This is a genomic window from Mesorhizobium sp. M2A.F.Ca.ET.067.02.1.1 (assembly GCF_004023285.1).
Classification (GTDB): Bacteria; Pseudomonadota; Alphaproteobacteria; order Rhizobiales; family Rhizobiaceae; genus Mesorhizobium.
In genome coordinates this window covers 1-8,148 of record NZ_RZSB01000217.1, presented here as the reverse complement: position 1 = coordinate 8,148, position 8,148 = coordinate 1, and the positions used below count along the sequence as shown (strand labels likewise).

The following is an 8,148-nucleotide window of genomic DNA, read 5'->3' as shown; positions in this document are numbered from 1 at the left end:
GGTCCGCGCAGCGGAGGGAAAGCCAATTGCTTGGCTTTCCGAGCGACGAACGCCCGGAGCGATAGCGAAGGGCCGCAGTGCCCGAAGGGCGGATGAGGGGTGAGTCCGTCGTCGACGGGTGGGCACCTTGCGCCGCGGATGACGATGATCATCGTTCGGCTGACTCACCCCTCATCCGTCTCGGCGCTACGCGCCGATCCACCTTCTCCCCGTAAACGGGGCGAAGGGGCCGCACACGAAACATTCAAAACCGCTTAAACATTCCTCCACCGCTTTAGGGCATGCTCCGCGCCCGGATGGTAAACCGGCTCCGATGCCGCGATGATGAAGGCCTTAAGCATGCCAAGTTCTGCCCGAAAGTTCAGCCCGGCCGCGCTGGCCGGAATGGCGAGGCGCTTCCTTGCTAGCCGCGACGGCTCGATGATGCCGATGATGGTGCTGCTGACGATCCCGCTGGTGACGGCAGTCGGCTTTTCGGTCGACTACACCTCGGCGGTGACGACCCGCAGCGACATGCAGAACGCGCTCGACGCCGCGATCATCTCGATCACCACGCTGCCGACGACGACATCGCTGGCCGACCGCCAGACGGCGCTGCAGCAGGCCTATGCGGCCAATAGCGGCCAGGGCACGGCGACGCTCACCAGCGTCAATGTCGACAGTTTCGGCGCGGCGACCTTCACCGCCACGGCCAACTATCCAATGCCGACCAATTTCATGCAGATCGCACGGATCGACACGGTGCAGGTCGGCGTCGGCTCCGCGGTGCGCAAGACGCCGGCGCTGGTGCAGTCCACCTTCAAGGTGACGAAGGTGTCGGGTTACTGGGCAAAGACCATGACGCTCTACGGCACCAAGTTCGGCGCCACGGTGGCCAAGCCGCTGATGACGATCAGCTATAGCTATAACGGCTATGGCGATCCGAAGGGCTACGGCACGACCACGGTGAGCACTGTCAACGGCTCCACCAGCACAGTGGTGCAAAAACAGGTGTGCACGACCGGCACACTAAAGTCCCTGCAGAAGAGCCTGCCCGCCGGATCAGTGATCCAGACCGACCAATACGGCACCAGATATTCTTGCGCCGACACCTTCTATCCTGCCAATGGCGCCGGCGCGGTGATCGACGTCAGCCAGATGGACCAGCTCTATCTGGAGATGGACGTGCCGTCGGGCAACCCGAAGGTGCTGAAATCGAACGACCCCGCCACCTCGAACCGGCTCTATATCGGCACCAGCGCCACCAACACGCCGGAAGTGGCGACCGGCAAGACCGTCAACATCTTCACCGCGGTGCCCTGCGGCCAGCCCGGCTACCAGGCCTGGGAAGACGGCGGCAACCCGGTGCCCGCCGACGTCAGCAACGCCGATTCTTCTACACCACCACCGGCAAATGCGACTACAACCAGCGCCCGTCGGAAACGGTGCTGACGCAGTAGGGCGCGGCTTAGCGCGTTTCACCGTTTCACGGAAACGGCGAACCGCTCTACCTCCTTGTTTTTACGCAATTCCGGACGGAAAACCGCTCACACTTTTCCTGGAATTGCTCTAGGCGTTCCCGATCAGCACGCCGGCCCCGAACACCAGCGCGCCGCCCAGCACCACCTGGAAGGCGGCGCGCCAGAACGGCGTCTGCATGTAGCGGTTCTGGATGAAGGCGATCGCCCACAGCTCGAAGAACACCACCACCGCCGCGACGATCGTTGCCGTCCAGAAATAGGGGATGAGGTAGGGCAGCGCGTGGCCGAGCCCGCCCAGCGTCGTCATGATGCCGACGGTCAGGCCGCGCTTGAGCGGCGAACCGCGCCCCGACAGCTTGCCGTCGTCGGAGGCGACCTCGGTGAAACCCATCGAGATGCCGGCGCCGATCGAGGCGGCGAGGCCGACGAGGAATGTCTGGAAAGTCGCATGGGTGGCGAAGGCGGCGGCGAAGATCGGCGCCAGCGTCGACACCGAGCCGTCCATCAGCCCGGCCAGCCCCGGCTGCACATAGGTGAGGATGAACTGGCGCTGCTCGGCGCTCGCTTCCTCCTCCTTGACCGCACCCGGCACGTGCTGCTGCTCCAGTTCGTGCGCCGAGCTCTCATGGCCTTGCTCGGCCAGAGCGAGATCGTCGAGCAATTTGCGCGTCGAGGCGTCGGTGGTGCGCTTGGCGGCCTCGACATAGAAGCGGTAGGCCTGCCGCTCCATGTCCTCGGCCTGCCGGCGCACATGCTCGATGCCGAGCGGCCGCACCAGCCAGTCCGGCTTGCGCTCGTAATAGCCCCTCACATGCTCGCGCCGGATCAGCGGAATGCGGTCGCCGAATCGCTTGCGGTGAAGCTCGATCAGCGAGTCGCGGTGGCCGTCCTCCTCCTCGGCCATCGCCTCGAACACCTTGGCCGATTGCGGAAAGTCCTGCGCCAGGCCATCGGCATAGGCGCGGTAGATGCGCCCGTCATCCTCCTCGGAGGAGATCGCCAGCGCCAGGATCTCCTGCTCCGACAGCGAATCGAAGGAACGGCGGCCGAAGCCGAAAACACGGGAAAGCATGATGGGATCACTCTAGTTTAGAATGATTCTAAACTATGGTTTCAAGCGCCCAACGTCAATTGCGAAGGCCACCGCCGCGCGCGAAAATGGATGACCAGACGTGCTCGGAGCGGCCCCTTCATTATTGCCGAATGTTAACCTATATTGACGCGACAGCCGAAATCGAAGGAGACCAACGCAATGACGGAGAAGAAGCCGCCGCACGCATTCGACGCCAAGCCGGTGCTCGATCTCATCGCCAGCATCGAGGCCGACCTGAGGCGCCTGAAGGGCCTGGTCGAGGAACAGCTCGAGAAATTCGATCCCGCCAACCCGCACAACAAGACGCCGGACGGCAAGCTGACCGAGGAGGGCGCGGAGTGCTGCTACCGCATGTTCGACGAAGGCAAGTCGCGCTACACGGTTTCCCAGCAGATGAAGATATCCTTCGCCGCCGCCACCCACCGCTTCAACACCTGGCGCAAGCTCGGCGGCAAGAAGCGGACGCCGACGCTGCTGGGGTGAGGGGGGCGTTCGCAAGGACCGCGATTGGCCGTGGCCACATTCCCGATCCATGCCGTGACGCTAAGGCGTTGCAGCGGGTACAGAATTCTGCACCGTCGCGCGCATGGCAAAGGTCACGGCATGGATACTCGGGTCAAGCCCGAGTATGACGAAGGGATAGGGGACTCGGCTAATCGCATAGGTCGCGCCAACAGCGCCCGCTCCGCCCGGCGCCACTTTCAGCCACAGCGCTTTCTCGTCCAGTATCAAGACAAGCCCAGCGACCCGGGACAGCATCAGCCTTTTGCGATTGGCGGTAGCCAAAACTCCCGACGAAGGTGAAGGCGCGCCAGCGCACCACCGCCAAACCTTGTCCCCGTCACATTTTTTCGTTGGCGCGCGCCGGCCTTTTGCGTGCACCATGGGCGATCGCGTTCTTTCGCAAGGCCCACCATGACCACCCTGCCCGGCATCCTGGACATCCGCGCCGCCGCCGAGCGGCTTTCCGGCCTGATCGTCGAAACGCCGCTGATCGAATCGCCCGAGCTCAACAGGCGCCATGGCGGCCGCATCCTGTTCAAGCCGGAAACGCTGCAGCGCACGGGCTCCTTCAAGATCCGCGGCGCCTACAACAAATTGTCGACGCTCAGCGAGGAAGAGCGGGGCCGCGGTGTCGTCGCCTTCTCGTCCGGCAACCATGCGCAGGGCGTGGCGGCGTCGGCCGCGATGTTCGGCGTCAAGGCGGTGATCGCCATGCCGGCCGACGCGCCGGCGATGAAAATCGGCAATGTCCGCAGGATGGGCGCCGAGGTGGTGACGTTCGACCGTTTCAAGGATGACCGCATGACGGTCGTGCGCCCCTATATCGAACAAGGCATGGCGCTGGTGCCGCCCTTCGACGATCCGGCCATCATTGCCGGCCAGGGTACGATCGGGCTGGAATTGATGCGGCAGGCCAAGGCGCTCGGCGTGGCGCTCGACGCCGTCGTCATCCCCTGCGGCGGCGGCGGCCTGTCGAGCGGCATTTCCGTCGCCGTCAAGGACGCTTCGCCGCAAACCGCCATCTGGGCCGTCGAGCCCGAGCATTTCGACGACACGCGCCGCTCGCTGGCCAAGGGCGAGCGGGTCTCGAACGATCCCGGCCACAGCTCGATCTGCGATGCGCTGCTGACTGCCGAGCCCGGCGCCATCACTTTCGAGATCAACCGCAGGAATCTCGCCGGCGCCATCGCCGTCTCCGACAAGGCCGCCGCGCAAGCGATGCGCGACGCCATGGCCCATCTCAAGCTGGTGGTCGAACCCGGCGGTTGCGTCGCCTTTGCCGCGCTCTCGTCCGGCGAGATCGACCTCGCCGGCAAATGCGTCGCCGTGATCCTGTCCGGCGGCAATGTCGATTTCGGTACCTATGCCGAGATCATGACGGCCGCGTAGGACTGTTGCGCCTACCACAAGCGTCAGGCCTTCAGCTTGTGTGGCTCAAAAGGCCCAATCACCTTTGGTTCGCCGGATTTCCTCTGAGGTCAGGAAGTGGATCTCCATAAGGATCGGTTCTTCCGGTCCTCGGAAGAAATGCAATTCCTATGGGGAAGCACAAGGCGGCGCACTGTTTCGGAGGCACTGTCGACTTGGTACTCTTCGCTGTGAAGGCCGAGATCAGTAAGCAGCGCCTTGGCGGAGGAAAGTCTCATGGCTGGGCTGAAGCCATCGAGATCGATTTGGCTGTTTCCGCTCCACTTCAAAGGTAAAGACTTGGCGACGTCCGGCATGTGCCACAGCTTGATGCTGATGCGGTTGACGCGAGCCCGATTCCGGCGGGTCAGAATGTCGATCTCCAGGTCGCCATAGCCAAGAAGAAAGCCGCAGGGCTGATTCTGATAGACATACAGCCATTTCGGGAAGCCAAGGTGCTTCTGGACTGGGCCGAGATCGGCTCCGACACGCAAGGGCATGTCTTTCTTGCCCGTGATCAAAGGAAGGATATGAAGTTTGCCCCGCAGCATCTATCAACCTGAATTGGCCCGTCACAGGCGATGCACTCTATAGTCTCGGCTACCGCGCCGGCGGTGCCTATCAATCCAGCGTCCGTCTGAACCGCACCAGCGCGACCCCGGCAAACAGCGCCACGAACACCGCCAGCCAGCCGATTTCCGTCGCCACCGCCGGCAGCTCGGCGCCCTTGAGCATGACCGCGCGGGTGATGCGCAGGAAATGCGTCAGCGGAAAGATCTCGCCAAGGCTCTGCGCCCATCCCGGCATGCCGCGATAGGGGAACATGAAGCCGGAGAGCAGCAGCGAGGGCAGGAAGAAGAAGAAGGTCAGCTGCATGGCCTGCATCTGCGAGCGGGCCATGGTCGAGATCGTGTAGCCGAGCAGCACCAGCGAAAGCACGAAGACCAGCACCGAGGAGAGCAGCAGCGTCAGGCTGCCGACGAAGGGGATGCCGAACAGCAGCTTCGCCGCCACCAGCACCACCACCACCTGCACCGCGCCGACCACCAGGTAAGGCAGCACCTTGCCCAGCATGATCTCGAGCGGGCTCGAGGGCATGGCCAGAAGGTTTTCCATCGTGCCGCGCTCGGTTTCCCGGGTCAGCGCCATCGCCGTCATCATCACCATGGTCATCTGCAGGATTACGCCGAGCAGGCCGGGCACGATGTTGTATTGCGAGACGCCTTCCGGATTGTAGCGCCGGTGCACGACAACATCGAGCTGGCCGCGCGCCGCTTCCCTGGCCGCGTCCTGGGTGCCCTGGGCTCGCAGCAGCGCCTGGCCGGCAACGGTGCTGAGCGTGGAGATGGCGCCGCTGGCGACGGACGGGTCGGTGGCGTCGGCTTCGATCAGGATCTGCGGGTTGTCGCCGCGCTCGACGCGGCGCGCGAAATCGGCGGGAATGGTGACGACGAAGGAGACGTCGCCGCGCGCCATCAGGAACTCGGCTTGCGCGGCACTTTGCGCGACATGGTCGAAGCGGTAGTAGCCGGTGGTCTGCAGCGCCGAGACCATCGCCCGCGTGTAGGGATCGCTGCTGGTCGCCACCAGGGCCGCCGGCAGGCTCTTCGGGTCGTTGTTGATCGCAAAGCCGAACAGCACGAGCTGCATCAGCGGCACGCCCAGCATCATGGCGAAGGTGATGCGGTCGCGCCGCATCTGGATGAACTCCTTGGTGAGCAGCGCGCCCAGCCTGGCGAAGGAAAAGACCGCGTTCATGCCATATTGTCCTTCGAGCCGGACATGAACTGGATGAACACATCCTCGAGGCTGGTCTCGCCCGGCGTCACCGTCACGTCCTTGTGCTCCTTCTCGACGTCGGCCAGCGCCTTTTCCAACGCTGCCTTGTCGGAGCCGACGACGTGCAGTGTCGCGCCGAACGGCGCCACCTGGTCGACGCCGGGCCGCCCCTGCAGCGCCTGGGCGACCTGGTCGAGCCCCGGCCCATGCAGCACGAACGTGGTCAGCCCGGCATTCCTCACCACCTCGTCGACCGTGCCGGCGGCGAGCATCTTGCCGTAGGAGATGTAGCTGATGCGGTGGCAGCGCTCGGCCTCGTCCATGTAATGGGTGGAGACGAGCACGGTGAGCCCGCCGCCGGCCAGGCGATGGATCTCGTCCCAGAACTCGCGCCGCGCCTTGGGATCGACGCCGGCCGTCGGCTCGTCGAGCAGAAGCAGCTTCGGCTTGTGCATGATGCAGGCCGCCAGCGCCAGCCGCTGCTTCCAGCCGCCGGAAAGCGTGCCGGCCAGCTGGTTGCGGCGGCTCGCCAGGCCGAGCTCTTCCAATGTCCTCGCCACATAGTGCTCGACCGGCTTCAGCTGGTAGAGCCGCGCCACGAATTCGAGGTTCTCGCCGATCGTCAGATCCTCGTAGAACGAGAATTTCTGCGTCATGTAGCCGACTTCACGCTTGATCCTGAGCGCGTCGGTGCGGATGTCGAAGCCCAGCACCGTGCCGTCGCCCTCGTCCGGCGTGAGCAGCCCGCACATGATGCGGATGGTCGTCGTCTTGCCCGAGCCGTTCGGCCCGAGGAAGCCGACGATCTCGCCTTCGGCGACCGTCATCGTCACATGGTCGACGACCGTCTTGTCGCCGAAGCGCTTGACCAGGCCGCGGACGTCGATGGCGTTCATTGCCCCATATCCGCGAGATCGACATCGACGATCTGGCCGGGCTGCAGCGGCCCGGCATCGCCCTCCGGCCGCGCCTCGACGAGATAGACCAGCTTCTGCCGGTTCTCGAGCGAGTAGATCACCGGCGGTGTGAATTCGGGATCGGGCGAGACATAGCTGACGCGCGCCTTCAGCCCTGCCCCGCAGCCATCGCAATGGACGCTGAGCGCGGTGCCGACCTTGACCGACGAGAACGCGCTTTCGGGCACATAGACGCTGAGCTTCACGGCGCCGTCCGGCAGCATCGAGATCACCGGTGCGGTCGGCCCGGCCGTGTCGCCGGGATTGCGGATCACGTCGTTGACGCGTCCGGGCGAGGGCGCCGTCAGCACCCGCTTCGACAACCGCCACTCAGCCTGCCGCAGGGCCGACTGCGCCTGCTTGACCTGGTTGTCGGCGGCCTTGATCGTCTCGGGCCGCGCCGGCAGGTTGCCGACGGCGAGATTGGCTTCCGCCTGGCCGACCTGCGCGTTGGCCGTCTCCAGCGAGGCCGAGGCGGTGTCGTAGTCGGCCTGCGTGCCGGTGCCGCGCTTGTAGAGGTCGCTGGCGCGGTCATATTTGCGCTTGGCGTCGGCGGCCTGGGCTTTTGCCATGTCGACCTCGGCCTTCAGCACGGCGATCTCTTCCGAACGCTTGCCGACCTGCAGGTCGGCAAGCTGCGCCTGTGCCTGGGCAAGCGCGGCCTCGGCCTGCGCCACCTCGATTTTGGCATCGGCATCTTCCAGCGTCGCCACCGCCGCGCCGGTCTCGACGCGGTCGCCGCGCCTCACCGTCACCGTCGCCACCTGGGCCACTTCGATCGGCGCCATCAGCACATATTCGCCTTCGACATAGCCGACGGCGAGGGGTGCCGCCGGCGCGCAGGCGCCGAACAGTTGGGCCGCGAGCGGCAACGAACAGAGAATGCTCATGATTTGCCCTTCTTGCCGGCGGGCGCATCGCGCGCCGCTAGCAATGCCCCGAGATTGCC

Annotated in this window: 8 protein-coding genes; 3 read left to right on the top strand and 5 right to left on the bottom strand. The window is 64.8% G+C overall.

Features of this window, described 5'->3' with window-relative positions; all coding sequences use genetic code 11:
• Positions 1-339 precede the first annotated feature (339 nt).
• Entirely contained in the window at positions 340-1,431 is a 1,092-nt protein-coding gene (locus tag EOA28_RS16550) for a TadE/TadG family type IV pilus assembly protein (RefSeq protein ID WP_348527731.1), read from the top strand.
• Positions 1,432-1,548: 117 nt separating this feature from the next.
• On the opposite strand, the gene mbfA is transcribed toward EOA28_RS16550, so the two are convergent.
• Positions 1,549-2,532 carry an iron exporter MbfA gene (gene mbfA, locus EOA28_RS16545; protein ID WP_126063482.1) on the bottom strand — a complete coding sequence of 328 codons (984 nt, stop codon included), beginning with the start codon at positions 2,530-2,532 and terminating at the stop codon, positions 1,549-1,551.
• Between the two features lie 180 nt (positions 2,533-2,712).
• Here mbfA and EOA28_RS16540 point away from each other — a divergent pair, with 180 nt between their 5' ends.
• Both EOA28_RS16540 and EOA28_RS16535 read left to right on the top strand, forming a co-directional pair.
• Positions 2,713-3,036: a hypothetical protein gene (locus tag EOA28_RS16540; protein WP_126080275.1), complete on the top strand. Its 324-nt coding sequence runs from the start codon at positions 2,713-2,715 to the stop codon at positions 3,034-3,036.
• Positions 3,037-3,468: 432 nt separating this feature from the next.
• Positions 3,469-4,446, top strand: coding sequence for a threonine/serine dehydratase (locus EOA28_RS16535; RefSeq protein WP_127251358.1), 978 nt, complete (start codon positions 3,469-3,471; stop codon positions 4,444-4,446).
• Positions 4,447-4,535: 89 nt separating this feature from the next.
• Here the strand turns inward: EOA28_RS16535 and EOA28_RS16530 are convergent, their stop codons facing one another.
• The 4 genes from EOA28_RS16530 to EOA28_RS16515 all read right to left on the bottom strand — a co-directional run bounded on the left by EOA28_RS16530 (position 4,536) and on the right by EOA28_RS16515 (position 8,089).
• Entirely contained in the window at positions 4,536-5,015 is a 480-nt protein-coding gene (locus tag EOA28_RS16530) for a hypothetical protein (protein WP_189342067.1), read from the bottom strand.
• Positions 5,016-5,085: 70 nt separating this feature from the next.
• Complete coding sequence (locus EOA28_RS16525; RefSeq protein WP_126080272.1) at positions 5,086-6,222, bottom strand: ABC transporter permease; 1,137 nt, start codon at positions 6,220-6,222, stop codon at positions 5,086-5,088.
• Entirely contained in the window at positions 6,219-7,139 is a 921-nt protein-coding gene (locus tag EOA28_RS16520) for an ABC transporter ATP-binding protein (RefSeq protein ID WP_126080271.1), read from the bottom strand. Before EOA28_RS16520 ends, EOA28_RS16525 begins: the two co-directional genes overlap by 4 nt.
• Positions 7,136-8,089, bottom strand: coding sequence for an HlyD family efflux transporter periplasmic adaptor subunit (locus tag EOA28_RS16515; protein ID WP_127251357.1), 954 nt, complete (start codon positions 8,087-8,089; stop codon positions 7,136-7,138). Before EOA28_RS16515 ends, EOA28_RS16520 begins: the two co-directional genes overlap by 4 nt.
• Between the last annotated feature and the right edge of the window lie 59 nt (positions 8,090-8,148).

What these genes read in the sequence shown, in the direction of transcription:
- EOA28_RS16550 (WP_348527731.1), top strand. Translation starts at nt 340, where the DNA reads ATGCCAAGTTCTGCCCGAAAGTTCAGCCCGGCCGCGCTGGCCGGAATG.
- EOA28_RS16515 (WP_127251357.1), bottom strand. Translation starts at nt 8,089, where the DNA reads ATGAGCATTCTCTGTTCGTTGCCGCTCGCGGCCCAACTGTTCGGCGCC.
- EOA28_RS16520 (WP_126080271.1), bottom strand. Translation starts at nt 7,139, where the DNA reads ATGAACGCCATCGACGTCCGCGGCCTGGTCAAGCGCTTCGGCGACAAG.
- EOA28_RS16535 (WP_127251358.1), top strand. Translation starts at nt 3,469, where the DNA reads ATGACCACCCTGCCCGGCATCCTGGACATCCGCGCCGCCGCCGAGCGG.
- EOA28_RS16525 (WP_126080272.1), bottom strand. Translation starts at nt 6,222, where the DNA reads ATGAACGCGGTCTTTTCCTTCGCCAGGCTGGGCGCGCTGCTCACCAAG.
- EOA28_RS16530 (WP_189342067.1), bottom strand. Translation starts at nt 5,015, where the DNA reads ATGCTGCGGGGCAAACTTCATATCCTTCCTTTGATCACGGGCAAGAAA.
- mbfA (WP_126063482.1), bottom strand. Translation starts at nt 2,532, where the DNA reads ATGCTTTCCCGTGTTTTCGGCTTCGGCCGCCGTTCCTTCGATTCGCTG.
- EOA28_RS16540 (WP_126080275.1), top strand. Translation starts at nt 2,713, where the DNA reads ATGACGGAGAAGAAGCCGCCGCACGCATTCGACGCCAAGCCGGTGCTC.